Here is a 23,926-nt window from a genome sequence, read left to right as displayed (position 1 = left end):
AACACCCCCGCCCCAGCCTCAGGAATTGAGCCGATAGTTCGGCGCTTCCTTGGTGATCTGGATATCGTGCGGATGCGCTTCGGTGACACCCGCGCTGGTCACCTTCACGAACTGCGCATTCTGGCGCACGTCCTCGACGGTGGCTGCGCCCAGGTAACCCATGGAAGCGCGCAGGCCGCCGATCAGCTGGTGGATGATGTTGCGCAGCGGACCACGGTACGGCACGCGACCTTCGATGCCTTCCGGCACCAGCTTGTCGGCGTCAGCCTCATCCTGGAAGTAGCGATCCTTCGAGCCCAGCGCCATCGCGCCGAGGGAACCCATGCCGCGGTAGCTCTTGTAGGAGCGGCCCTGGAACAGCTCCACGTCGCCAGGCGATTCTTCGGTGCCGGCGAACATCGAGCCCAGCATCACGGTGGAGGCACCGGCGGCGAGCGCCTTGGGGATATCGCCCGAGTAACGGATGCCGCCATCGGCGATCAGCGGGATTTCGTCCTTGAGCGCGGTGGCCACCAGGTCGATGGCGGTGATCTGTGGCACACCCACGCCCGCAACCACGCGCGTGGTGCAGATGGAACCGGGGCCTACGCCCACCTTGACGGCATCCACGCCGGCATCGAGCAGCGCGCGCGCCGCCTCGCCCGTGACGATGTTGCCGGCGATGACCTGCACCTGCGGGTAGCGCTTCTTGACCCAGGCGGCGCGTTCGATCACGCCTTGCGAATGACCGTGCGCGGTATCCACCACGAGCACGTCCACACCGGCATCCACCAGCGCTTCCACGCGCTGCTCGGTGTCGCCACCCACACCCACCGCGGCGCCGACCAGCAGGCGCTCCAGGCGATCCTTGGCGGCATGCGGGTTGTCGCGGGCCTTCTGGATATCCTTGACGGTAATCAGGCCGCGCAGCTGGTAGTCGTCGTTCACCACCAGCACCTTCTCGATGCGGTGCTTGTGCAGCAGCTGCAGCACGTCGTCCTGGCTGGCACCTTCACGCACCGTCACCAGCTTCTCCTGGCGGGTCATGATGTTGCGCACGGGATCTTCATGCTTGCGCTCGAAGCGCAGATCGCGGCTGGTAACAATGCCGACCAGCTTTTCGCCCTCCACCACCGGCACGCCGGAAATATTGTGGGCGCGCGTGAGGCGAAGCACTTCGCCGATGGACGTCTGCGGGCCCACGGTGATGGGGCTGCGGATGACGCCGGCTTCGAACTTCTTGACCAGGCGCACTTCGGCGGCCTGCTGCTCGGCGGACATGTTCTTGTGGATGATGCCGATGCCGCCCTGCTGGGCCATGGTGATGGCGAGGCGGGCTTCGGTAACCGTATCCATGGCAGCGGACACGATGGGAATATTCAGGCGCAGGTTTCGGGTAAGTCGCGTGGAAGTGTCTACGTCACGCGGCAGAACGGCCGAATGGGCCGGAACGAGATACACGTCGTCGTAGGTGAGAGCCTCGGCGAGGATGCGCATGCGAAAAGTCCCGCTGCAAAGAGAGAATTATACGTAGAACGCCACGCCCTCGCCACACGCTGCATGAACGGTATGTTGCCGCAGGCGCTACGATCGCCGGCGGCAGGCCGGCTCAACCGTGCTGAAGCTGGGCGCGCGCCTCGGCCGCTTCCAGCGTGTTTTCCAGCAGCGTTGCCACGGTCATCGGGCCCACGCCACCGGGCACCGGCGTGATCCAGCTGGCGCGCTCGGCGGCGGCGTCGAACGCCACATCACCGACCAGGCGGCCATCCTCGAGGCGGTTGATACCCACATCGATCACCACCGCGCCGGGCTTGATCCATTCGCCCTTGACCAGGCCAGGCTTGCCGACCGCCACGATCACGATATCGGCTTGCCGGACAAAGCCCTCCAGGTCGCGGGTGAACTTGTGGCAACACGTGGTGGTGCAGCCCGCGATCAGCAACTCCAGCGCCAGCGGACGCCCGACGTGATTGGACACGCCCACCACTACGGCATGCTGGCCGCGCACCGGACGGTCGGTATGCCCCAGCAAGGTCATCACGCCGCGTGGCGTGCACGGGCGCAGGCCAAAGCGACGTAGCGCCAGACGACCCACGTTCACTGCCTGAAAACCATCCACGTCCTTGGCCGGATCGATGCGATCGACCAGGGCATCCTCGTCGATGTGCTCGGGCAGCGGCGACTGCACCAGGATGCCGTGCACGGCAGGATCGGCATTGAGGCGATCAATCAGGGCGAAGAGATCCTCCTGCGTGGTGCTGCTGGGCAGGTCGAAATCGAACGAACGAAAGCCCACTTGGTGGCAGGCTTTGCGCTTGTTGCGCACGTACACCGACGAGGCTGCGTCGTCACCCACCAGCACCACGGCAAGACCCGGCTCCGCCTGGCCCTTGGCCTTGCGCTCGGCGACGCGGCGGCCGATCCGCTCCATCAATTCCTGCGCGATGCGTTTACCGTCGAGGATGCGTGCGGTCATGGTTTGGGCTGCCTGCAAAGAGACGTATTATCCGAGCTCCATCGTGCACACACAAACCCGTTTGTATGGCCGCACTGAATCAACTGCCCGAATCGCTGGAACTTGCCACCCCGACGCTGCGCCTGCGCCCCTGGGAGCCCACCCGGGCGCATGCCATGTTCGAGGCGATCCATGAGTCCGGCGACACGGCGGGACGCTGGATTCCTCGCCTGCAGCACGGCGTGAGCCATGAAGACTGCGTGGCGCGCATCGCGCAGTGTCAGGCCGGGTGGGCGCAAGGCTCCATGTACGCCTTTGGCATCTACGACGACACTGACCGGCTGCTGGGCGACATCTGCCTCAACCGGATCGACGCCGATCGCCGCAACGCCAACCTCGGCTATTGGATCCGCCAGTCCGAGCAGCGCAAGGGCATCGCCCGCGCAGCGATCAAGGCCATGGCCGGGTTCGGCTTCGACACCCTTGGCCTGGCTCGCATCGAAATCGTGGTGGCGGTGGACAACCAACCCAGCCGGCGCACCGCCGAGCGCACAGGCGCCCATTTCGACGGCATCTCCCCCAGCCGCATCGTGGAGCGCGGCGAGCCGGTGCCAGCGGCGGTGTATTCCCTGTTGCCGCCGGGCCGCGACACACCTCTATCCGCCCCCGAACTGGGCGACGGCACGTGGCGTCTGCGCGCCTATCAGCACGCCGACGCGCCAGCGCTACAGGAGGCCCTGCTGGAGTCGGTCGATACGGTGGGCCGCTGGCTGGACTGGTGCACGCCGGCCTATAGCCTTGACGATGCCATCCACTGGATCGAGCGCACGCGTCTCGCCTGGCAAGGCGTGGGTGACGAGTGCGCCCTGGCCATCGTGGATGGCGAAGATCGACTGGTCGGCAGCATCGGCATCAATCACTGGCAGCACGACTTTCGCATGGCCAACCTCGGCTACTGGGTTCGCCAGTCCCGCCAGGGCGAGGGCGCCGCCTCCGCGGCCACGCGCCTGCTGGCCGCGCATGCGCTCCAGGTGCCCGAGCTGCAGCGCCTGGAAATCGTGGTGATCGCGGACAACCTCGCCAGTCGCCGCGTTGCCGAGAAAGTGGGGGCGCAGCTTGAAAGCGTGGCGCGACACCGGCTGGTATTGCGTGGGCAACCGATGGATGCGGCGATCTACTCACTGGTCGCGGGCGATCTCTGACTCGCTCGCGCCGCTTGGACACCACCCTTCAGGCCTGCCGCCTCGGGCCGTCAGCGGATCAGCCTGCCATGGCGCAGAGCTGCTGGATATCCTCGTAACCACGGAAAACCGCATGCTCGCCGCAGCCGGGGCACGCGGGATCGCGCGGTAGACGTGTTTCGCGAAAGCGCATCGCCAGGGCATCGAAACCCAGCAGACGCCCCACCAATGGCTCGCCGATGCCCAGGATCAGCTTGAGCGCCTCGGTAGCCTGCAGCAGCCCCACGATGCCGGGCAGCACGCCCAGCACGCCCGCCTCGCTGCAATTGGGCGCCTCGGCTGCCGATGGCGGCTCGGGGAACAGGCAGCGATAGCACGGCGAATCCACACGCCGCGGATCGAACACGGCGACCTGCCCGGTAAAACGCTCCACCGCCCCATAGACCATGGGCAGCTTCAGCCGCTGCGATGCGGCAGCGACCAGGTAGCGCGCGGGGAAATTGTCCGCGCCATCGATCACCAGATCGTGACCGGCCAGCAAGCGTTCCACGTTGTCGCCTTGCAGGCGCTCGTTGCGCACGTTCACCCGTACGCGCGGATTGAGCGCGGCCAGGGCGAGCCGTGCCGATTCGGTCTTGGGCATGCCCACGCGCGCATCGGCGTGGATCACCTGTCGATGCAGGTTGGAGCGCTCCACCACGTCGTCGTCGATGAGCGTGAGCTGGCCCACGCCCGCCGCGGCAAGATAGAGCGCGGCCGGCGCACCCAATCCACCGGCGCCGAGCAAGGCGATGCGCGCCTCGCCCAATCGCGCCTGCCCCGCCTCCCCTACCTGGGGCAACTGGAGCTGGCGGGCATAGCGCTCCGCGGCATCCGCATCCAACGCACCGAGCGCAACCGGCAAGCCCTCGGCCTTCCACCGATTGAAACCGCCCGCGACCGACGACACCCAGCGATACCCCAGGCGCTCCAGCGCCTCGGCGGCCAGCAAGGAGCGCTGACCGCTGCCGCAAAGCGCAATCACCTCGCGCTCGCGATCGGACTCGACCTGCTCGATACGCAGCTCCAGGAATCCACGCGACAAGCCTAGCGCCCCCGGCGGCGTACCGCTGGCGCGCTCGCCATCCTCGCGCACATCGATCAGCAAGGCGCCACGCGCCTGCCGCGACAGTGCTTCGGCCGGGGATAACTCAGGGATGCGCTGGCGCAGTGCAGCCAGCCAGGATTCGCGATCGGGGGGCGTGCTCATGGCCATAGCATAAAACCTAAGCATGCTCTGAATAAGTACGCGCCGAACTTGCCGGCCCGACACCCTCTACCGCCGACGAGGCATTCGACGAGAAACCCGCCACTGGAGCGACGGGCCAGCGCCCGCCCGAATCAGCGCTTGCGCTTTTTCATCTCGCGGATCATGCGCTGACGCTTGCGCATCTGACCTTCGGTCAGCACGTTCTTCTTGCCCGCAAACGGATTCTCGCCATCGCGGAAATCGATACGAACCGGCGTGCCTTCCAGGCGATAGCGCTTGCGGAAGAAGTTTTCCAGATAGCGCCGGTAGGCCGGCGCGATGTGCTTGGTGCGGCTACCGTGGATGACAATGGTGGGCGGGTTGGTGCCGCCCGGATGGGCAAAACGCAGCTTGGGCGCATGCCCACGCACCAGCGGCGGCTGATAGCCCTCGTACGCGCGCTCCAGGGTGCGGGTGAGCTCGGACGAACTGAGCTCCTTGGTCGCCGCATGGTGCGCACGCACGATCGCCTTCATCAACTCGCGCAGGCCCGAACCATGCAACGCGGAGATGAAAACCGTCTTGGCCCAATCGACGAACTGCAGACGACGTGCCAGGGCATTCTGGCACTGCTCGCGCTGATAGCTGTCCATGCCGTCCCACTTGTTGACGGCAATCACCAGGGCGCGACCTTCGTCCACCGCATGGCCGATCAAGGTGAGATCCTGGTCGGCGAGATTCTCGCGCGCGTCGATCATCACCACTACCACCTGGGCAGCGGCCATCGACTGCAGCGTCTTGATGACGCTGAACTTCTCCACCGCTTCTTCCACGCGCGCCTTGCGACGCACGCCCGCGGTGTCGATCAAGGTGTACTTGCGACCATCGCGCTCCAGCGACACCTTGATGGGGTCGCGGGTAGTGCCAGCCACGCTGGAGACGATCAGGCGGTCTTCACCCAGCAGGCGGTTGATCAGGGTGGACTTGCCCGCATTGGGGCGACCCACGATGGCGACACGGATGCTATCCGCGTCGGCCGGATCGAGCTCTTCGTGCGTGTCTTCGGGCAGCAGGTTGATCGCTGCCGCCACCACGTCTTCGCTGCCACGATTGTGCGCGGCGGCGATGGGCAGCGTATTGGAGATGCCGAAGACGGCGAACTCCGCCATCGCATTCTGCAGATCCAGGCCATCGGTCTTGTTGACCGCGGCGATGATCGGCTTACCGCTGCGACGCAGCTCGTCGAGGATGGTGCGATCCTGCGGCAGCAGGCCATCGCGGGCATCCACCACGAACACGAGCACATTGGCCTCTTCGATGGCAAAGCGCACCTGCTGCGCGGTCAGCGCATCCAGGCCCTCTTCCACACCGGACAGGCCGCCGGTGTCGACCACCACGAACGGACGTGCACCGGTGCGGCACACGCCGTAGTGGCGATCTCGGGTGACGCCCGGCATATCGGCCACCAAGGCGTCACGGCTGCGCGTCAGAGCATTGAAGAAGGTCGATTTACCGACATTGGGACGACCGACCAGGGCTACGACGGGCAGCATGATTCAGACCAAACCTTATACGTGCAATCAGTGTCCGCCGAGACGGTAAGCGCCGATGCGGCCCTTCACGTCTTCGACGTACACGGTGTCGCCCACCACGAGCGGCTGGGCGCGGATGGGCTTCTTGGATAGGCGCTCACGCGCGGCCAGCGCACCGTCGCCGGTTTGCAGCCAATGCACGTAGCCCTCGAGATCGCCGACGACCACGTAGTCACCCTGCACCGCCGGACCAGTCAGCCAGCGATACTTGAGCGCGTCGTTCTTCCACATGTCGGCGCCGCCATTCTTGTCGAATGCCCACACCTGCGATTCGTCATTGACGCCATACAGCGCGCTCGGCGTCACATCGATCGAGGTGAAGGTAGAGAACGGGCGCGACCACAACGGGCGGCCGCTGGGGCCATCCACCGCGGCCAGGTTGCCGTGGTAAGCGGCACCGTAGAGCGTGCTGCCATCGAGCAGGATGCCGCCGTCAGCGTCGCTCAGGCGATCGATTTCGGTGCGGCCTTCACCGCTGGCCAGGGTCTGCTCCCACAGCTTTTCGCCGTTATCCAGGCGCAACGCCACCAGCTTGCCGGCGTCGCTACCGAGGAACACCACGCCGTTGGCGATCAGCAGCGGGCCATTGCCACGCAGACTGAGCAGCGGCACGGTGCTCTGGTCGTAGACCCAGCGACGCTCGCCATTGCTGCTGTCGATGCCGTAGACGCGACCGTCCTGCGTGCGCGCAACCACCAGGTTGCCGGCGATGGCCGGGGCCGAGATCACTTCGGAGTTGACCACCGACTCCCAGCGCGGGCTACCGTCCTTGGCATTCACGCCGTAGATGTGGCCGTCGAGCGTGCCGATCACCACCAGGTCACCGGAAACGCCCGGGCCGCCGGCATACAGCGCATCGGCGCGCTTCTTGTCGCCCCAGCCGAACCAGCCCTGGGTGCGCGAGCTCTTTTCCCACAAGGTCTTGCCGCTGGCCGCATCGAAGGCGGCCAGCTTGCCGTCGGTGCTGGCGGCGTAGAGCACGCCATCGGCAAAGGCGGGACGCAGACGCACGCCGCTGTCACCGGCGCCCTTGCCGATGCTCGCGGTCCACACGCGGGTTACCTGCGTGGTGGGTTTGAAATCCTTGGCCAGCGGCGTGGGCGGCTGAACATTTTCCTTTTTGAACGAATGGCAGCCAGCGAGGGCCACCAGCGAGGTCAGCGCCACCAGCCACACACGGTTCATCGCACCGCGCTTATTCACTTCAGGTTTCATGCACCCTGCTTCCCGGCCACGGCCAGATCATCGATTTTCATCTGCACGCTAGGCAGCGCGTTCTCGCCCAGTGCCGCCTTGGCGGCGATATATGCCTTGCGGGCATCGTCAGGACGCCCAAGCTTGACCAGCACATCGCCACGTAGTTCCTGGGCCACACCCTCGTAGGTCTTGGGCGGCAGGCGATCGAGCGTGGACAGCGCATCGGCCGCTTTGTCCTGCCCCAACTGCACGCGCGCGATACGCAGCTGCGCGAGCGCCTTGAGGTTGGTGTCACTGGCGTGGCTCTCGGCCCAATTGAGCGACTCGATCGCCTTGTCCAGCGCCTTGTCCTGCACCTGGCGCTGCGCGCGATCGCTGGCGGCGAACACGGCGTAGCTGGTATCGGCGTAATCCTTGAGCAGTTGATCGGTCAACGCGTTGGCGCTGTCGGATTTTCCGGCGGCCAGGGCGGACTGCATCTGCTGATAGACGTTGGCGGCCTCGGTAAGGTGGCCATCCTTGTGCTTGTTCCACTGCTGCCAGCCAAAGATGCCGACCAGGCCAATCGCGATGCCGACGACGATGGACAGGCCGTTCTGACGCAGCCACTGCTGTACGCGTTCGCTCTGTTCGTATTCGTCGTACGCTTCAAATGCCATGCAATCACCTTGGGGGAGCCGCACATGGAGGATGCGGGCATGCGCCCCTCATGCGGAAAAAGTAACCAGCCCGAGCCGTCCGTTCTTCAACGGACAGCCAATGGGCAAGCATAACCGATTGCGCCGGGCCGCACAGGCCCGAAACGCCGATCAGGCGCCGGCAGGCGCGGCCTTGCCGTCGCGCATATCGATGCGGAAATGCGCCACGTTGGACCGGCGATAGTTGTCCAGCGCCATCGGCTGGCCATCCAGCATCACCTGAGCGCCATTGGCGTTGCCGATGCGCACTTCCAAGGCCTGGTCGCTGTGATAGGTCTTGGTGCTACCCGCCGGCAGCAAGCCGTATTCCAGGCGCGCACCATCCTTGGTGGTTACTTCCACCCAGCTGGCCGACTGCAGGGTCAGCGCCAGGCTGTGGGCGCCATTGCCCACCGAGTCGCTGGCGGGCGGCGCCGATGCCGGATGCGTGGCGTCGGTCAGGTTGGGAAACGGGGCCATGGAGGCCATCAGCGGCTGCTGATCCTGCGCCACAGGCGCCGGGGCCGCCGGAGCTTGCGGCGCGGGCGTTGCCGATGGGGGCTGATCGACCGGCACGCTGGCGACCGCATCACGACCAGCTTCACTGCCTACCGCCTGCGAGGCGGGCGCAGTGGCGGCCGGGGCCGGCGCATCAGCCTGAGCCACTGGCGTAGCATCGAGCGGCGCCAAATGGCTGACGTCACGATCAAGCGTGCCGCGAACGCCGAGCCAGATGGTGGGCACCACGATCGCCGCTGTAAGCACCACATACGTGGCGGCGCGCGCGTAGTTCTCCAGCAGGTAGCGAGAGTGCGAGATGCCGCCCGTGGCCACCAGGGTCGGCTGGGACAGCTTGATGTGCTCCAGCTCGGCCTTCACCTCGGCATCGTCCACACCCAGGTAGCGCGCGTATTTGGTCAGATAGCCGCCCAGATAGACCTGGTAATCGATACCTGCGTATTCGTTGTTTTCCAGCTGACGCAGCACCTTCGTGGGCAAGCGCAGCGCATGCGCGCACGACTCCACGTCCAGGCCGCGCGCCTCACGAACCGCGCGCAGGCGGCCACCCAGATTACCGACGATCATTTCCAGCGAGGTGTGTTCCGTGTCCATGGTCGCGCCAGGGGTTTCAGTATGGGGTTGTGCTCGATTGCCGCTGTTGGCCGAATTTGACTGCTCAGGTGTCATTGGCTTGCAGTTGCGTCAAGGGCGTGCGCCTGTTCCGAATCCGGGAACTGGCTTTGCAGTCGCCTACCGTAGTTGAGAGCAGCGTCCCTGTTGCCCAACCGGGATTCGATGTCATGACCTAACTTGAGCGAGGCCGCACTTGGCTGTCCCAGCGCGTCGAAACGCTGGATAAAGGCACGCGCGCGGAACGCATCACCCTGAAGATAAAGCACGTTGGCTAGCTGATACAACGCCCCCGGGGCCTGCGCGTCGATCGCCAAGGCCTTGCGGAAGTCCGCCTCCGCCCCGGTCAGGTCATTCGAACGGGTCAGGCAGATGCCGGCATTGGTCCAGGCCAAGGCTGGCGTCTGGTAGAACGGATCGGCCACGGCCTTCTGGAAATACGGCGCCGCCTCGGCCGGCTTGCCTTCGCGATTGCACAGGAACCAGCCCAGGTTGTTGTTGGTATCGCCCTTGTCCGGCGCCAGCGCCACGGCCTTGCGGTAATGCAGCTCGGCATTGGGCAAATCATTGATGCGTTCGTACACCACCGCCAGCACGGTATGTGCGGGCACGTAGCTGGGATCGAACTGCAGCGCCTTATTGAGCTTGACCAGGGCATCCTGCAAGTCGCCGTTGTCCATGTACTGCTGGGCCAGCTCGGTATGGACACGGGCGCCTTCCTGACGCTGCTCGGCCTTGGTGGCATGAGGAATCTTGGTGTCGACACCGCCCGACCCATTGGTCGTGGTGGTGACACAGCCGGCCATCAGCATGGCCAGGCTGCCGCTCAACAAGATCCGATCAAGCCGCATGGTTCGCCCCTTCGTCCAGACGCTTTCGAAATTCGGCCTGGCGACGGGTGCGATCCAATACCTGCCCCTTGAGCTGACCACACGCGGCATCGATGTCGTCGCCGCGCGTACGGCGCAACATGGTCAACACATTGGCGTTGAGCAACTGGGTCTGGAAGGCTCGAATCGTTTCGGCGTCGGAGCGCTCGAATCGCGTGCCGGGAAATGGATTAAACGGTATCAGGTTGACCTTGCAGTTGGGCATGCGGCGCATCAGCTTGATCAACTGACGGGCATGCTCCGGCTGGTCATTCACACCCTTCATCAGGGTGTACTCGAAGGTGATGGAGGTGCGCGCCTTGCGATCCAGCCAGCGCTGGCAGGCGGCCATCAATTCGGCAATCGGATAACGCTTGTTGAGTGGCACCAGCTCGGTGCGCAGCTCGTCGTTGGCCGCATGCAGCGACACCGCCAGGGAGACGTCGATCGACTCCGACAGCTTGTCGATCATCGGAACCAGGCCCGCGGTGGATAGCGTGACGCGCTTGGACGCCAGGCCAAAGCCCAGGTCATCGCGCATCAGGCTCATCGCCTTCACCACGTTATCGAAATTCAGCAACGGCTCGCCCATGCCCATCATCACCACGTTGGTGATGCGCCGATTCTGGTGCGTGATGTTGCCAAGGTATTTGGCCGCCACCCACATCTGCCCGATGATCTCGGAGGTGGAGAGGTTGCGGTTGAAGCCCTGCGTCGCGGTGGAGCAGAACTGGCAATTGAGGCCGCAGCCGACCTGCGAGGACACGCATAGCGTGCCGCGGGTCGGCTCCGGGATATAGACCGCCTCAACGGCGTTGCCGCCGTCCATGCCGAGCAACCACTTGTGGGTGCCGTCGGCGGCACCCTTGTCGAACATGGTCTTGGGCGGCCCGATGTAGCACGACGCTTCAAGCTTGGTTCGCAGCGCCTTGCCGACATCGGTCATGTTTTCGAAGTTGTCTTCCAGGCGATGGTAGATCCACTTCATCACCTGTTCGGCGCGATAAGGCTTCTCGCCCAGCTGCGCGAAGAAATCACGCAAGCCCTGGCGATCGAAATCGAGCAGGTTGACCTTTTCCGGTGGATTGACGACAGCCTGGTTCACAACGACATACCTCAGCGGGAGAAAACGTCCGTCGAGGCGAAGAAGTACGCGATCTCGACAGCAGCCGTTTCCGCCGCGTCCGAACCATGCACCGCATTCGCATCGATGGAGTCTGCAAAATCGGCACGAATGGTGCCCGGTGCAGCTTCCTTCGGATTGGTGGCACCCATCAGCTCGCGATGCTTGAGGATGGCGTTCTCACCCTGCAGCGCCTGGATCATCACCGGGCCGGAGATCATGAACTCGACCAGCGCATTGAAGAACGGACGCTCCTTGTGCACGGCGTAGAAGCCTTCGGCTTCCTGGCGCGACAGGTGCTTCATCTTGGCGGCCACAACCTTGAGGCCAGCCTTTTCGAAACGGGCGTAGATTTCACCGATCACGTTCTTGGCGACAGCGTCGGGCTTGATAATGGAAAGGGTGCGCTCCAGCGCCATGGGATCTGCTCCGGGAAAACGGGTAACTGAATGGGCGGTCCGGTCTGTGCCGGCGAAGTTATGCCAAATCTCGACAAGATTTGCGGATTTAGCTCACGAAAGTCTGACAGATTCTAACCCATACGCAAACTGGACGCAGGGCTTTTCCGGCCAATCCCAAACGATCGTTTGACGGTGGCGAACCGACCGACGTATGCTCAAACGATCGTTTGATTCTTCGTCGAGGCCCACGGACCATGCCTGCCCACAGCGCAGCCCTGCCGACCAAGGAACGCATCCTCGGCGCCGCCGAGGAATTATTCGCCCGCCACGGCTTTGAGGGCGCCTCGCTACGGCAGCTCACCGCCGCGGCCGGGGTGAACCTGGCGGCCGTGAATTACCACTTCGGCTCCAAGGATCGCCTCATCGAGGAGGTCTTTCGCCGCCGCCTGGACCAGCTCAACGGTCGCCGCATGGCCGCCCTGCAACGCGTGGCCGGCCAGCCGGAGACCAGCGTGGAGGATGTGCTGGCAGCCTTCATCGGGCCTGCACTGGAGCTCTCCCACGATGGCAGCGGTTCGCTCTTTATGCGCGTGCTGGCCCGCGCCTTCGCCGAGCACGATGACACCCTGCGCAAGTTCCTTTCGGACAACTACGGCCATGTCATGCGCCAGTTCACCGCCGAGTTCGCACGCCTGCTGCCCCACCTGAGCAAGGAGGAGCTGTATTGGCGCGTGGACTTGGTGACCGGCGCGCTGACCCACGCCATGTCCGGCTTCGGCATGATCCAGCGCAAAAGCGATGTGCCCGAAGAGCGCCACCGCGAAGAGACTGCCGCGCACCTGATCCGCTTCGCCGCATCCGGTCTCAAGTCACCCTGATACTCAGTTTTGTCTTCCCGGCCGGCGACGGCCGACCGTTTCACCTTCATGCGTCTCGCACTACGGAGAAAACAATGACTGCTCCATCCACCCCCAAGGCAGCGCTACGGATCCGCAAGGCCGCCGTGCTCGGCGCTGGCGTCATGGGCGCGCAGATCGCCGCACACCTGACCAACGCCGGTGTAGAAACCGTGCTGTTCGACCTGGCCGCGAAGGAAGGCCCCAAGAGCGGCATCGCCTTGAAGGCCATCGCCAACCTGCAGAAGCTGTCGCCGGCACCGCTGGCCGACAAAACCATAGGCGCGGCCATTATCCCGGCCAACTATGACGATGACCTGGATCACCTCAAGGACGTGGACCTGGTGATCGAAGCCATCGCCGAACGCATGGACTGGAAGCTGGATCTCTACAAGAAGATCGCTTCGCACCTATCGCCCACCGCCGTGATTGCCTCCAACACCTCCGGCCTGTCCATCAATGGGCTGGCCGAAGCGCTGCCGGAAGAAATGCGCCATCGCTTTAGCGGCGTGCACTTCTTCAACCCGCCGCGCTACATGCATCTGGTCGAGCTGATCCCGACCAAGCTCACGGACAAGAACGTGCTGGAAGGCCTGGAGGCATTCCTCACCACCGCGCTCGGCAAGGGCGTGGTGTACGCCAAGGACACGCCGAACTTCATTGGCAACCGCATCGGCGTGTTCTCCATGCTGGCCACCATGCACCACACCCAGCAGTTCGGCCTGGGCTTCGACACCGTCGACGCGCTGACCGGCCCGGCCGTGGGTCGCCCCAAAAGCGCCACCTACCGCACCGCCGACGTAGTGGGCCTGGATACCATGGCGCACGTGATCAAAACCATGGCCGATACACTGGCCGATGATCCGTGGCACGCGTACTTCAAGGCCCCGGTGTGGCTCTCCGCCCTGATCGAGAAGGGCGCGCTGGGCCAGAAGACCGGCGCAGGCTTCTACCGCAAGGCCGGTAAAGACATCGTCGTGCTGGACGTGGCCAAACAGGATTACCGCCTGTCCGAGCAGAAGGCCTCGGACGAAGTGGCCGCCATCCTCGCCATCAAGGACCCGGCCGAGAAGTTCGGCCAGCTGCGCGCCTCGGCCGATCCGCAGGCGCAGTTCCTGTGGGCGACCTTCCGCGACCTGTTCCACTACTCCGCCTATCACCTGGCCGATATCGCCGACACCGCACGCGATGTCGACTTCGCCATCCGCTGGGGCTATGGCTGGAAGCTCGGCCCGTTCGAAACCTGGCAGGCCGCTGGCTGGCAGCAGGTAACGGCGTGGATCGCCGAAGACATCGCCGCCGGCAAGGCCATGAGCAGCGCCCCGCTGCCGGCCTGGGTTACCGACGGCCGCAACGGCGTGCACGGCAAGGACGGCTCCTGGTCGGCCGCGTCGGGCAGCTACAAGCCGCGTTCGCAGCATCCGGTGTACCAGCGCCAGCTGTTCCCCGATCCGATCCTGGGCGAGAAGTTCGACCAGGGCACCACGGTGTGGGAGAACGACGGCGTGCGCCTGTGGACGCTGGGCGACGATGGCGTGGGCATCATCTCGTTCAAGACCAAGATGAACACGGTAAACGACCACGTGCTCAATGGCGTGCAGCAGGCGATCGATGTCGCCGAGCAGCAGCTCAAGGCCGTGGTGATCTGGCAGGCCGGCGAGCCGTTCTCGGCCGGCGCCGACCTCAAGGGCGCACTGGGCCTGCTGCAGGCCGGCAAGTTCGACGATTTCGAGAAGATGGTCGCCAACTTCCAGGCCACCAGCATGCGCATCAAGCACTCGCTGGTACCGGTGGTGTCGGCCGTGCGCGGCCTGGCCTTGGGCGGCGGCTGTGAGTTCCAGATGCACTCGGCTCGCACCGTGGCCGCGCTGGAAAGCTACATCGGCCTGGTCGAGGCTGGCGTGGGCCTGTTGCCGGCCGGTGGCGGCCTGCACGAGCTGGCTATTCGCGCCGCCAAGACCAACCCGGAAGATCCGTTCGAAGCGCTGAAGAAGGTGTTCGAGACGATCGCCATGGCCAAGGTGTCCGGCAGCGCGATGGAAGCCAAGCAACTGGGCCTGCTGCGCGACAGCGACGTGGTGGTGTTCAACGCCTACGAGCTGCTTTACGTGGCCAAGAAGATCGCCCTGTCGCTGGCGGAAAGCGGCTACCGCCCGCCGATGATGGCACGCACTATCCCGGTGGCCGGCGACGTGGGCACGGCTACGTTCCAGGCCTCGCTCGCCAACCTCGCCGAGGGCTATTTCGCCTCGCCGCATGACGTGGCCATCGCCACACGCATTGCGGACACGCTATGCGGCGGCAAGATCGAACGCGGCTCGCAGGTGGATGAGGAATGGCTGCTCCAGCTTGAGCGCAAGCACTTCGTGGAGCTGGCCAAGACCGAGAAAACCCAGGCCCGCATCGCGCACACCATGACCACCGGCAAGCCGCTGCGTAACTGATGAGGCTCGTCGTCCCTGCGCAAGCAGGCATGACGATCAAAAACCAAGACGCGTCGCCGCTGATGAGCGCGACGCCACGGAGCAAAACCATGACCAAGCAAGTGCAAGACGCCTACATCGTCGCCGCCACCCGCACGCCGGTCGGCAAGGCGCCGCGCGGCGTATTCCGCAACACCCGTCCGGACGACATGCTCGCCCACGTGATCCGCGCCGTCATGGCGCAGGCGCCGGGCATCGATCCGCATCGCATCGAAGACGTGATCGTCGGCTGCGCCATGCCCGAAGCCGAGCAAGGCATGAACGTGGCGCGCATCGGCGCGCTGCTCGCCGGCCTGCCGTATACCGTGCCGGGCGTCACCATCAACCGCTTCTGCTCCTCCGGCGTACAGGCCATTGCCATGGCCGCCGATCGCATCCAGCTCGGTGTGGCCGATCTGATGATCGCGGCCGGCACCGAGAGCATGAGCATGGTGCCGATGATGGGCCACAAGGTGGCCATGAACCCCGCCATCTTCGCCAACAAGGAAGACGTGGCTATCGCCTACGGCATGGGTATCACCGCCGAGAAGGTGGCCGAGCAGTGGAAGGTGACCCGCGAGCAGCAGGACGCCTTCGCCGTTGAAAGCCATCGCCGCGCGCTGGCCGCCATCGCCGGTGGCGAGTTCAAGGACGAGATCACCCCGTTCCAATTGGATGACCACTACCCCGACCTCGTCACCCGCGGCATCAAGACCGACAGCCGCCTGATCGATACCGACGAAGGCCCGCGCGCAGGCACCACCATGGAGGTGCTCGGCAAGCTCCGCACGGTGTTCCGTAATGACAAGTTCGGCGGCAGCGTGACCGCCGGCAATTCCTCGCAGATGTCCGACGGCGCCGGCGCCCTGCTGCTGGCCAGCGAAAAGGCCATCAAGGAGTTCAACCTCACCCCGATCGGCCGCTTCGTCGGTTACTCGGTGGCGGGTGTGAAGCCTGAAATCATGGGCATTGGCCCCAAGGAAGCGATTCCGAAGGCGCTCAAGCAGGTCGGCCTGACGCAAGACCAGTTGGACTGGATCGAGCTCAACGAAGCCTTCGCCGCGCAGGCCCTGGCCGTGATCGGTGACCTCGGCCTGGACCCGTCCAAGGTCAACCCGCTGGGCGGCGCCATCGCCCTGGGTCACCCGCTGGGCGCCACCGGCGCCATCCGTGCCGCCACGCTGCTGCATGGCATGCGCCGCCGCAAGCAGAAGTACGGCATGGTGACCATGTGCATCGGCACCGGCATGGGCGCGGCGGGCGTGTTCGAAGCGCTCTGATCGCAACCATCACGCTGGATGTGAGAACGGCGCCGTAGCGATACGGCGCCGTTTCCGTTTCGGCGTGCGGCAGCCGCCACCCTTACGTACGCGAGATGGATACCCCACCGTCTACGACCATGGCCGCTCCCGTCATGAAGCTCGATGCATCCGAGGCCAAGAACAAGGCCGACCGGGCGATTTCTGCCGGCTGCGCCAGACGCTTCAACGCATGCAGGTTCTGCACGAACGTCAGCGCCTCCGGCGTATTGGCCACCGAGCGCCCCATCGGCGTATCCGTACCACCCGGCAAAAGTGCGTTGGCGCGAATACCCCGCGCGCCGTACTCCGCTGCGATGACCCTGCACAGGCCGACCAGCCCAGCCTTGCTTGCCGCGTACGCAGCCATGCCCGGAAAACCCACAACGTGCCCCACGAACGTGGAAGTAAAAATCAACGAGCCGCCACCGCGTGCGAGCATGGCGGGAACTTGGTGCTTGGCGCCCAGGAACGCCGCCGTCAAGTTGACGTCCAACGTGCGCCGCCAGTCTTCGATCGACAGTTCATCCATGGGACAAGCATGCCCCGTCATGCCCGCGTTGTTGAACGCAATATCCAGCCCACCGAAAACGTCGAGTGCAGCCTCTACCAATCGCGCCGACAACGCTTCGTCGGTCACATCGCCGGCGACCGCCACCGCCCGGCCACCAGCGCCTGCAATCTCCGCGACCAAGGCGTTGAGCTGGGCGGCCCTGCGTGCGCAGACCACGACGCCAGCGCCTTCTCGGGCGAATAGTTTTGCCGCTTCATAGCCAATGCCCGAGCTTGCACCCGTGACGATGGCAACCTTGTCCTTGAGTTGTTTCATTCCCATTGCTCCGCTTGTCCAGCGCTTTCCGTCATGAAGCGCGAACGTTAGCGAGAGCCCATCAAGCTCGATATCCGGTTCTTGTGCAGGCCATGTCTCGACGGCACCTCAGCTTAGCGCCGCGATCTGCCTTGCTACGTAACCCACCAGGAAAACCGCCATAAGCACCAGTGACACCGCCATGGCGCGGGCCAGCCACGAATCACCATAGATCGAAGTATCTGCCGCCTCGATGGCCTTGCGGTTACGGTAGAAACGCAAGGTAGCACCGACGATCATCAGTGCCCCCACCAGCAACAACCCCAGGCCCAGCCACTGCGACGCCAGCGTATGCAAGCCCGAGACGGCTCTTTCGGCCGCACGGGAGGTGAAGAGCAGAAAGATGTCGAACCGTTCCAGCAGAAAGCCGAACGCCATCACCGAAATCGCGGTGCGTACCCAGGCCAGGTAGGTGCGTTCGTTGGCCGAGTGCTCGGAGAAACGAGGAATCACGGGGCATCCCTTTCCGCGGGCCTCACGCCCTGGCGCCCCATCATGCCATGCCCGCCCCATGGCCCGGCGAGTGACGCACCGGATGAAGCAAGAACGCGCGCTACAATCGGAAACCACGCTTCCATCCCGATAGTGCCCGTCATGCGCAACCCCCTCCAGGAACAACTCCTCAAAGCCGGCCTTGCCAAGAAGGGCAAGGTGGACCAGATCGCACGCGATCAGGCGAAGCAGCGCCAAGGCAAGGCGCCCACGGCGGCGCCCGAGGCCACAATTGACGCCCAGCGCCTGCAGGCGGAGAAGGCGGAGCGTGATCGCGCCCTCGCCGCCGAGCGCAACGCCCAGGCCCAGGCGCGTGAGATCGCTGCGCAAGTGCGCCAGATCATCGAGACCAACAAGGTCAAGCGCGAGGGTGAAATAAGCTACCGCTTCACCGACGGCGAGGCCATCCACAGCATCCTGGTGAACGAAACGCTGCGCGCGCAGTTGGCCAAGGGCGCGCTGGTGATCGTGCGCTCGGGCGACCACTACGAGCTGTTGCCGCGTGTGGCGGCCGCGAAGATCCGCGAACGCGACGCATCGGCCATCGTGCTCGATCACGGCAAGGCAACGGATGGCGCATCGGCGGGCGAGAGCGATGATTTCTACGACCAGGACCAGTTCAAGGTGCCTGACGACCTGGTCTGGTGACGCCTGCGGTCGACGTGACCGCAAGAAACGGAGTGTCGTGAACGGAGCCGAACACTAGCCTGACGTCCCCGCCCCAGGACTTCATGCGCATGCTCGCACGCCACGCCGCCCCGCAAGACCCCATCGCTGCCACGCGCGTGGACGCGCTTGACTGGGCAGGTGTCCGCAAGCACCTTGACGCATACGGCTACGCCATCATTCCGGGCCTGCTGGGAGCACAGGCCTGTCGCGACCTGGCTAACGACTATGGCAACGACACGCTTTACCGCAGTCGCGTGGTGATGGCGCGACACGGCTTCGGCCTCGGCGAGTACCAGTATTTTCGCTACCCCCTGCCCGCTCCCGTGCAAGCCCTGCGCGACACGCTCTACCCCCACCTGGCAACCGTAGCCAACGACTGGAATGCGAGCCTGGGCATCGATGTTCGCTATCCAGCGGTGCATGCGAATTTCCTCACGCGCTGTCATGAGGCCGGCCAGCGGCGCCCTACCCCGCTGCTGCTTCAATACGGTGCGGGCGACTACAACTGCCTGCACCAGGATCTCTATGGCGAGCACGTATTTCCGCTGCAGGCGGTGATCCTGCTGTCCGAACCCGGCGCGGATTTCAGCGGTGGCGAGTTTGTGCTCACCGAGCAACGTCCGCGCATGCAATCGCGCGTCGAGGTGGTGCCGCTACGCCAGGGGGATGGCGTGGTCTTCGCCGTCCAGCACCGGCCGGCCAAAGGCACGCGCGGCCCGTACCGGGTAACCATGCGCCACGGCGTGAGCCGGCTGCTGGGCGGGCGACGTTACGCGCTTGGCGTCCTCTTCCACGACGCCGCCTAAGAGTGCCCCGGAGCGCTCCGCACGCACGGGCGGGAATCCTTTAGGATGGCTGCTTCGCCCGTTGCCCCAAGGATCGTGTCGCCGATGCAGAACCACGAACCCACCGCCGCACCCGCCGGCGCCGAACATCACCTGCAGCGCAACCTGCACAACCGCCATCTGCAATTGATCGCTATCGGTGGCGCCATCGGCACCGGTTTGTTCATGGGCTCGGGCAAGACCATCAGCCTGGCGGGTCCCTCCGTGATCTTTGCCTACGCCATCATCGGCAGCGTGCTGTTTTTCATGATGCGTGCAATGGGCGAGCTGCTGCTCTCCAACCTGAACTACAAATCGTTCGTCGACTTCAACTACGACCTGCTAGGCCCTTGCGCGGGCTTCTTTACCGGCTGGACTTACTGGTTCTGCTGGGTGGTCACGGGCATTGCCGACGTGGTGGCCATCACTGGTTACATCCAGTTCTGGGCGCCCGCCGTGCCACTGTGGTTGCCCGGCACGTTCTGTATTTCCCTTCTGCTGGGCCTCAATTTGCTGACGGTGAAACTGTTCGGCGAGCTGGAGTTCTGGTTTGCCCTCATCAAGATCGTCGCCATCGTTTCATTGATCGCCATCGGCCTGGTGCTCATCGGGATGGGCTTTACCTCGCCCTCCGGCGCCAAGGCCGCGGTGTCCAATCTGTGGACCCAGGGCGGCTGGTTCCCGCATGGCGGGGCCGGCTTTATGGCGGCATTCCAGATTGCGGTATTCGCCTTCGTTGGCATCGAGCTGGTGGGCACGGCCTCGGCCGAGACCAAGGACCCCGAGCGCACCCTGCCCAAGGCGATCAACTCCATCCCCATCCGCGTGATCGTGTTCTACATCCTGGCGCTGCTGGTGATCATGACGGTTACGCCGTGGAGCCAGGTGGCGCCGGACAAGAGTCCGTTCGTAAACCTGTTCATGCTTATCGGCGTTCCGATCGCGGCAACCCTGATCAACTTCGTGGTGCTGACCTCGGCCACATCCTCGGCCAACAGCGGCATCTATTCCACCGGTCGCATGCTTTACGGCCTCTCGGCCGGCAAGCTGGGCCCGCGCCCGTTCGCCAAGCTCAGCAGCAACAACGTGCCTGCCAACGGCCTGGCCTATTCCTGCGCGCTGCTCTTCATCGGCGTATTCCTGCTCTATCAGGAAGGCGACATCATGAAGGCATTCACCATTGTCACCACGATCTCCAGCATCTGCTTCATCTTCGTGTGGTCGCTGATCATGATTGCCTATATGCGCTACCGGAAGCTCCACCCGGAGCGTCACAGCCGCTCGATCTTCAAGATGCCCGGCGGCGTGCTCTTGTGTTGGCTGGTGCTGGCGTTCTTCGCCTTTGTGCTGTGGGTGTTCGCGCAGAAGGAAGACACCTTGGCCGGCTTGATCTACACGCCGATCTGGTTCGTGGCGCTGGCGATCTGCTACCCGTTCTATCGTAAGCAAGCCATCAAGCACCGCGAACATACGCATTGAGAGCGAACGCCCCGGTTGCGCCACGCGGCGCAACCGGGGCGCAAGCGCCGGCCGGCAAACCGCACGCATAAAAAAAGAGGCCGAAGCCTCTTTTTTTTATGTACGACGTTGGGTTCGTACATGGAATTTGGAGCGGGAAACGAGACTCGAACTCGCGACCCCGACCTTGGCAAGGTCGTGCTCTACCAACTGAGCTATTCCCGCGCTGGAGCAAGAAATAATAGCAGAAGATTGGCATTTGTGAAGAGTCTGGGAAGATTTTTTTACAAAAAGGCGCCCTTACTCGCCCGCCGGAGCTGGAAGCCGCCCCGGGGCGTTCACAACCCTATCGCTAGCCATCCCAGACCCTGGTGCCCATCAGCGACGCTGGCGCAACAGTCCGTTCGTTCCATGGCGGCTGGTGAATCCGGCGCGCTCCCTTACATTGGTGTCAGGCGCCAAACGGCGTACCCCATTCAAGGAGAGCACCATGATCGAACGTCGTCCCTTTGCTTCGCTGGGTGGTGCCAACCACGGTTGGCTCGACGCCAAGCACCACTTCTCCTTTGCCAACTACCACGACGGCGCCCGCATGGGCTGGGGTTCGCTGCGCGTGTGGAACGACGACACCATCGCACCGCAGACGGGCTTTCCCCCGCATCCGCATGGCGACATGGAGATCATTACCTACGTGCGCGAAGGCGCCATCACCCACCAGGACAACCTGGGCAACAAAGGGCGCACCGTGGCGGGCGACGTGCAGGTAATGAGCGCGGGCACGGGCATCACCCATGCCGAATACAACCTGGAGCCAGGCACCACGCGGATCTTCCAGATCTGGATTATCCCGAATCAGCAGGGCAACCCGCCGTCGTGGGGCACCAAACCGTTCCCGGAAGGCGATCGCTCGGGCCGCTTCGTGGCACTGGCCAGTGGCTTCAAGGAAGACGCCGATGCCTTGCCCTTGCGTGCAAGCGCGCGCGTCCTGGGCGCCTCCCTTAAGGCCGGAGAATCGGCCGAGTACGACCTGGGTCCGCATCGCTTCGCTTATCTCGTACCATCCAAGGGCAAGGTGTCCGTAAATGGCGTGGAAATCGACACACGCGATGGCGCCGCCATCCGTAACGAAGCGAGCATCAAGGTCACCGCGCTCGAAGATGCGGAGCTGGTGCTGGTGGATGCCGAGCCGTAATGGTCGGCACCACGCGAGGAAAGCCCCAGACGGTCGTTGGATTCCTGCATCCGCAGGAATGACGAATCATCTGCGCTATGGAGACGTGATCCCCGCGAATGCGGGGGTCCACCGTCTGCGCATCATCAGGCCTTCGCCCTGCCGATATTGACTGGCTCATTTGAAGCGGCCTGTTCGCCGCCGCACTGCCCATGCTCATCCAGCGCCACAGCGCGCCCGCAACCGCGGCACGCGCTGCGCGCTGATCAGGCCAGGCGGGTGCCATTGGGCACGGGACGCTCCACGGCGGTGAGCACCACGCCATCGTCGGTTGGAAAGCCGGTAAGCAGAAACTGCGAGCGGAAAGGGCCGATCTGCTTCTCGGGAAAATTAAGCACGCCCACGATCTGGCGCCCGAGCAGATCCTCTACCCGATAGAGCTTGGCGATCTGCGCACTGGTCTTCTTTTCGCCGTAAGGTCCAAAGTCTACCCATACCTTCCAGGCCGGCTTACGGGCTTCCGGAAAAGGCTCCACGCGTGTCACCGTGCCCACCACGATCAATACCTTTTCAAAGTCATCCCATGTGATGGGGGCTACGGAATCGCTCATCCTTCCAACCTCGTCTTGAACCAGTCCTTGCCCTGTTGCCACCAATAGCTTGCCTGCGCGCCCAGGTAGCCGAAGGGGCGATAGGTGCGATCGAGGCCGTAGTCGGCAAACTGTCGCCAACGCTGATCACCTTGCGCTATGGCCGCCGCAAGCACGCTACCCGCCGCACAGGTGGGGGCCAGGCCATGGCCGCCAAAGGCCTGTGCCCACCACAGGCCATCGCCACTACTGCCGATCTGCGGCATCTGGTGGCGGGCATAGCTCATCAGGCCCGACCATGCGTAGTCGATCTTCACGCCCTTGAGCTGCGGAAATACCTTGGCAAGGTCGTCGCGCAACAGCGCTTGCACCGATGCCGGCGACCGGTCGCGCACCGAAATGCGCCCGCCCCATAGCAGGCGAGTATCTGGCAGGGGGCGGTAGTAATCGAAAGCGAAGCGCGAGTCATAGACGGCCGAACGCGTTTCCAGGCATGCGCGCAAACGATCACCCAACGGCTCGGTGACCATGATGTAAGTGGCGATGGGCAAAATGGCGCGATCCACTTCGTTGCGCAGCCCTGCGAGATATCCCCCGCAGGCGAGCACCACCTGCTCGGTGCGAATGCTGCCTTGGCCAGTTTCCACAAGCCAGCCCTCGCCCTCACGCTGCAACCGTGTAACCCGGGACTGCTCATGCACGGCAACACCTTGCGCGGCGGCGGCCTGCGCCAGCCCAATGGCGAAATTGAGTGGGTGCAGATGCAGCGCGTTGCGCTCGTAAAGGCCATCGAAATAGCGCGTGGTATGAATACGCTGACGCAATGCCGCCTGTGGCAACCAATCCCAAGCTACACCATAACGCTCAGCCAAAAGCGCCTGCCGTCCGCGCAGCACGGCTGGGTCGCGAAACCAGTTGGCCCATATCACGCCTTCGTCCACCACGTCGCACGGGATGCTGTAATGGGAGGCAAGGTGGCGAATACGCTGCACGCCTTCGGTGGTCAACTGAAACAACGCACGCGCATGATCGGCGCCCCGCTGATCGAGTAGCGCCTGTTCACCCAGCGAATAGCCAGCGAACACAAATCCACCGTTACGACCCGAGGCACCGAAACCAACCTGTTCGCGCTCCAGCAAGACCACATCGCGCACGCCCTGTTCTGCCAACTCGAGCGCGGTATGCAGACCGGCAAAGCCGCCGCCGATAATCACCACCTTGGCATCATTGATGCCCTGCAGCGGTTCGAACGCATCGTAGGCCGTAGCCGTGGCGCGGTAATAGGAAGCAACCGAGGACAAGGTCATGCCAGGAGCGTGCTCAGGTCGTGGTGTGGCCGGCAAGCATACTCCACCGCGACGCGTG

22 protein-coding genes and 1 tRNA gene are annotated in these 23,926 nt (G+C 64.2%); 8 read left to right on the top strand and 15 right to left on the bottom strand.

Translation table 11 applies throughout. The features are described from left to right. Positions 1-18 precede the first annotated feature (18 nt). Together guaB and folD are read right to left on the bottom strand one after the other, a co-directional pair. Positions 19-1,476: an IMP dehydrogenase gene (gene guaB, locus JHD67_RS06915; RefSeq protein ID WP_199098436.1), complete on the bottom strand. Its 1,458-nt coding sequence runs from the start codon at positions 1,474-1,476 to the stop codon at positions 19-21. A gap of 112 nt (positions 1,477-1,588) precedes the next feature. After that, a complete protein-coding gene (folD, locus tag JHD67_RS06910) occupies positions 1,589-2,455 on the bottom strand; it encodes a bifunctional methylenetetrahydrofolate dehydrogenase/methenyltetrahydrofolate cyclohydrolase FolD (protein WP_199098435.1) in 867 nt (288 codons plus the stop codon). Between the two features lie 65 nt (positions 2,456-2,520). Between folD and JHD67_RS06905 the strand changes: the two genes are divergently transcribed. Further along, on the top strand, positions 2,521-3,636 hold the full coding sequence (locus tag JHD67_RS06905; protein ID WP_199098434.1) for a GNAT family protein: 1,116 nt from the start codon (positions 2,521-2,523) through the stop codon (positions 3,634-3,636). A 58-nt stretch (positions 3,637-3,694) separates the two neighbouring features. Here the strand turns inward: JHD67_RS06905 and moeB are convergent, their stop codons facing one another. From moeB to ndk, 8 genes are all read right to left on the bottom strand, one after another. After that, a complete protein-coding gene (gene moeB, locus JHD67_RS06900; RefSeq protein WP_199098433.1) occupies positions 3,695-4,864 on the bottom strand; it encodes a molybdopterin-synthase adenylyltransferase MoeB in 1,170 nt (389 codons plus the stop codon). A gap of 131 nt (positions 4,865-4,995) precedes the next feature. Beyond that, a complete protein-coding gene (gene der / locus JHD67_RS06895) occupies positions 4,996-6,396 on the bottom strand; it encodes a ribosome biogenesis GTPase Der (protein ID WP_199098432.1) in 1,401 nt (466 codons plus the stop codon). Between the two features lie 27 nt (positions 6,397-6,423). Continuing rightward, positions 6,424-7,650 carry an outer membrane protein assembly factor BamB gene (bamB, locus tag JHD67_RS06890; RefSeq protein WP_199098431.1) on the bottom strand — a complete coding sequence of 409 codons (1,227 nt, stop codon included), beginning with the start codon at positions 7,648-7,650 and terminating at the stop codon, positions 6,424-6,426. Then, the gene (locus JHD67_RS06885; RefSeq protein WP_199098430.1) at positions 7,647-8,291 is read right to left on the bottom strand and encodes a tetratricopeptide repeat protein; all 645 of its coding nucleotides are present in this window, start codon (positions 8,289-8,291) and stop codon (positions 7,647-7,649) included. The genes bamB and JHD67_RS06885 overlap by 4 nt, the downstream gene beginning before the upstream one ends. A gap of 150 nt (positions 8,292-8,441) precedes the next feature. After that, entirely contained in the window at positions 8,442-9,422 is a 981-nt protein-coding gene (locus tag JHD67_RS06880; RefSeq protein ID WP_233171685.1) for a helix-turn-helix domain-containing protein, read from the bottom strand. 71 nt (positions 9,423-9,493) lie between these two features. After that, positions 9,494-10,291, bottom strand: coding sequence for a type IV pilus biogenesis/stability protein PilW (pilW, locus tag JHD67_RS06875; protein ID WP_199098428.1), 798 nt, complete (start codon positions 10,289-10,291; stop codon positions 9,494-9,496). Then, positions 10,281-11,414: a 23S rRNA (adenine(2503)-C(2))-methyltransferase RlmN gene (gene rlmN / locus JHD67_RS06870; protein ID WP_199098427.1), complete on the bottom strand. Its 1,134-nt coding sequence runs from the start codon at positions 11,412-11,414 to the stop codon at positions 10,281-10,283. The genes pilW and rlmN overlap by 11 nt, the downstream gene beginning before the upstream one ends. A gap of 11 nt (positions 11,415-11,425) precedes the next feature. Continuing rightward, on the bottom strand, positions 11,426-11,851 hold the full coding sequence (gene ndk / locus JHD67_RS06865) for a nucleoside-diphosphate kinase (protein WP_199098426.1): 426 nt from the start codon (positions 11,849-11,851) through the stop codon (positions 11,426-11,428). Positions 11,852-12,087: 236 nt separating this feature from the next. On the opposite strand from ndk, the gene JHD67_RS06860 reads away from it, so the two are divergent. The 3 genes from JHD67_RS06860 to JHD67_RS06850 all read left to right on the top strand — a co-directional run bounded on the left by JHD67_RS06860 (position 12,088) and on the right by JHD67_RS06850 (position 16,471). Then, positions 12,088-12,711: a TetR/AcrR family transcriptional regulator gene (locus tag JHD67_RS06860; RefSeq protein WP_199098425.1), complete on the top strand. Its 624-nt coding sequence runs from the start codon at positions 12,088-12,090 to the stop codon at positions 12,709-12,711. Between the two features lie 74 nt (positions 12,712-12,785). Then, entirely contained in the window at positions 12,786-15,173 is a 2,388-nt protein-coding gene (locus JHD67_RS06855) for a 3-hydroxyacyl-CoA dehydrogenase/enoyl-CoA hydratase family protein (protein WP_199098424.1), read from the top strand. Positions 15,174-15,262: 89 nt separating this feature from the next. Then, positions 15,263-16,471: an acetyl-CoA C-acyltransferase gene (locus tag JHD67_RS06850; protein ID WP_199098423.1), complete on the top strand. Its 1,209-nt coding sequence runs from the start codon at positions 15,263-15,265 to the stop codon at positions 16,469-16,471. Positions 16,472-16,553: 82 nt separating this feature from the next. Here JHD67_RS06850 and JHD67_RS06845 read toward each other — a convergent pair whose 3' ends face one another. After that, complete coding sequence (locus JHD67_RS06845) at positions 16,554-17,318, bottom strand: SDR family oxidoreductase (protein WP_199098422.1); 765 nt, start codon at positions 17,316-17,318, stop codon at positions 16,554-16,556. A gap of 108 nt (positions 17,319-17,426) precedes the next feature. Beyond that, positions 17,427-17,810: a DUF202 domain-containing protein gene (locus tag JHD67_RS06840; RefSeq protein ID WP_199098421.1), complete on the bottom strand. Its 384-nt coding sequence runs from the start codon at positions 17,808-17,810 to the stop codon at positions 17,427-17,429. Between the two features lie 141 nt (positions 17,811-17,951). Here JHD67_RS06840 and JHD67_RS06835 point away from each other — a divergent pair, with 141 nt between their 5' ends. The 3 genes from JHD67_RS06835 to cycA all read left to right on the top strand — a co-directional run bounded on the left by JHD67_RS06835 (position 17,952) and on the right by cycA (position 20,821). Then, positions 17,952-18,497, top strand: coding sequence for a DUF2058 domain-containing protein (locus JHD67_RS06835; RefSeq protein WP_199098420.1), 546 nt, complete (start codon positions 17,952-17,954; stop codon positions 18,495-18,497). Between the two features lie 89 nt (positions 18,498-18,586). Continuing rightward, complete coding sequence (locus JHD67_RS06830) at positions 18,587-19,324, top strand: 2OG-Fe(II) oxygenase (protein WP_199098419.1); 738 nt, start codon at positions 18,587-18,589, stop codon at positions 19,322-19,324. Positions 19,325-19,408: 84 nt separating this feature from the next. Continuing rightward, on the top strand, positions 19,409-20,821 hold the full coding sequence (cycA, locus tag JHD67_RS06825; protein WP_199098418.1) for a D-serine/D-alanine/glycine transporter: 1,413 nt from the start codon (positions 19,409-19,411) through the stop codon (positions 20,819-20,821). 128 nt (positions 20,822-20,949) lie between these two features. Here cycA and JHD67_RS06820 read toward each other — a convergent pair. Further along, positions 20,950-21,025 (bottom strand) — tRNA-Gly (locus JHD67_RS06820). Positions 21,026-21,290: 265 nt separating this feature from the next. Here JHD67_RS06820 and JHD67_RS06815 point away from each other — a divergent pair. Continuing rightward, positions 21,291-21,992 (top strand): pirin family protein, encoded by a 702-nt coding sequence (locus tag JHD67_RS06815; RefSeq protein WP_199098417.1) that lies wholly within the window; start codon positions 21,291-21,293, stop codon positions 21,990-21,992. Positions 21,993-22,237: 245 nt separating this feature from the next. Here JHD67_RS06815 and JHD67_RS06810 read toward each other — a convergent pair whose 3' ends face one another. Then, positions 22,238-22,582 (bottom strand): tRNA-binding protein, encoded by a 345-nt coding sequence (locus tag JHD67_RS06810; RefSeq protein ID WP_199098416.1) that lies wholly within the window; start codon positions 22,580-22,582, stop codon positions 22,238-22,240. Continuing rightward, entirely contained in the window at positions 22,579-23,868 is a 1,290-nt protein-coding gene (locus JHD67_RS06805; protein ID WP_199098415.1) for an FAD-binding oxidoreductase, read from the bottom strand. Before JHD67_RS06805 ends, JHD67_RS06810 begins: the two co-directional genes overlap by 4 nt. Between the last annotated feature and the right edge of the window lie 58 nt (positions 23,869-23,926).

This window comes from Dyella sp. ASV21 (assembly GCF_016428975.1).
GTDB lineage: Bacteria > Pseudomonadota > Gammaproteobacteria > Xanthomonadales > Rhodanobacteraceae > Dyella.
The sequence above is the reverse complement of the archived record's forward strand: the minus strand, read 5'-3'. Positions and strand labels throughout refer to the sequence as shown.